General features: G+C 65.2%; 2 protein-coding genes. One reads left to right on the top strand and one right to left on the bottom strand.

The features are described from left to right. On the top strand, window positions 1-1240 hold a 1240-nt coding region (locus FJ980_RS30950; RefSeq protein WP_246676640.1), incomplete at its 5' end, for a PLP-dependent aminotransferase family protein. A 22-nt stretch (window positions 1241-1262) separates the two neighbouring features. Here the strand turns inward: FJ980_RS30950 and FJ980_RS30945 are convergent. After that, on the bottom strand, window positions 1263-1610 hold a 348-nt coding region (locus FJ980_RS30945; protein ID WP_246676638.1), incomplete at its 5' end, for a LysR substrate-binding domain-containing protein.

Below are 1610 nucleotides of genomic sequence, written 5' to 3'. Positions count from 1 at the left end.
GCTCGCGGCCGCCCAGTTGATCGAGGCAACGCCAGCCGAGGGAACGCGCGTCGCAAAGCGCCCCCGCGCCGTCGCGATATCCGAGCCGGTGCCGGACGAAGGCTCCTTCATGCGGATTTATCAGGAGATGACGCAGGGTCCCGGCATCTTCCAGATGGGCATCCCCGCAAGCGATATCTTCCCCGCCACCTTGTTCGCGCGGATGCGCGCGCACGCCATCCGCGCCGAAGCCGCTGCCGCCCCCCTCTACCCCGATCCTCGCGGCGAACTCGAGTTGAGGCGGGAAATCGCTGGCTACCTCGCCGTAGCACGGGGCATCATCTGTCTGCCGTCGCAGGTCATTGTCACTGGAGGTTTCGGTGCGGGGCTCGGCCTGGCGCTATCCGTTCTGAAGCTGGCGGGGGAGACCGCCTGGATCGAGGAGCCCAGTTTCCCATGGACCCGAAAGGGGCTCGAACTCGCCGGTTTGTCTCTCGCTCCGGTCCCGGTCGATTGCAACGGCATCGATCTCGATGACGCACTGTGCCAGCATCCGACCGCGAAGCTTGCCCTGGTCACACCGGGTCAACATGCGCCGCTCGGCGCGCCCGTGTCGCTCGAGCGGCGCCTGCGCCTGCTCGAATGGGCAGCTTCGACCCAGGCCTGGGTGATCGAAGACGATTATCTGAGCGAGCTTCAGCTGACCGGCAGGGCCGCGCCGGCGCTCGCGTCGCTCGACCGCGACGGGCGCGTCATTCACATCGGGTCCTTCAGCAAGACAATCAGCCCGACCCTTCGGCTGGGTTTCGTGATCGTGCCGGCCAGCCTCGTATGCGCTTTCGCTGAAGTCGCGGCGTGCTTAGCGCCCGCCCCGGGGCCGGCAGTGCAGCTCGCGACCGCCGAATTCATGCGGGAGGGCCACTATATTCGCCATCTCCGCCGCACGAAGCGGGCCTATGTCGCAAGGCGCGCGACGTTGCTCGAGCAGCTTTGGGCGAATGTGAATGCTGACCAGATTGCAACGCCGGGCCTGGCCGTGCTGCTGAAGCTGCCGAGGGAAATATCGGACATTGCCGTGGCGCGCGAGGTTTCGGCCTTCGGGATGTCCCCCGCACCGCTCTCCGCGTGGTATGCGTCGCCCGCCACTGCCGAATCCGGCCTCTTGCTCGGGGTCGCCACCACGCCGGGCAAGAACCTGGCAAAATCCTGTGATCGGCTCTTCGAGGCGATTAGGCGGATCGACGGCGGACAGCCGATTTGAGACTGCTCCAAGTAAGACGTTGCTAGGCAGCGACACTCGTTGAAACAAGCGACCACTGAACGAGGCCGTCTATGGTAACGCGAATCTTCGCCGGCAGCGCCTTTGTCTGCGGCCACAGGACGCTGATCGGCAGTTCGCCGCCTGACAGGCCCTCCAGGACAATCTGAAGGGCCCCGTCTTGAAGATCGCCTTCCACCATCCATGACGGAAGTTGCGTCAGACCGTGTCCTGCCTTAGCGGCCATTAGCACCGTCTCGAAATCCTGCAGTTCATGCTTGACGGGGACGGCCTGCCGCGCTGTCGAGCCGTCGGGTTGCGTCATCAGCCAGGCGATGCGGTTGCCTTGCCGTCGTCCGACGATGCAATCGTG

Origin of the sequence: Mesorhizobium sp. B1-1-5 (assembly GCF_006443065.1) — a bacterium.
Taxonomy (GTDB): Bacteria; Pseudomonadota; Alphaproteobacteria; order Rhizobiales; family Rhizobiaceae; genus Mesorhizobium.
The sequence above is the reverse complement of the archived record's forward strand: the minus strand, read 5'-3'. Positions and strand labels throughout refer to the sequence as shown.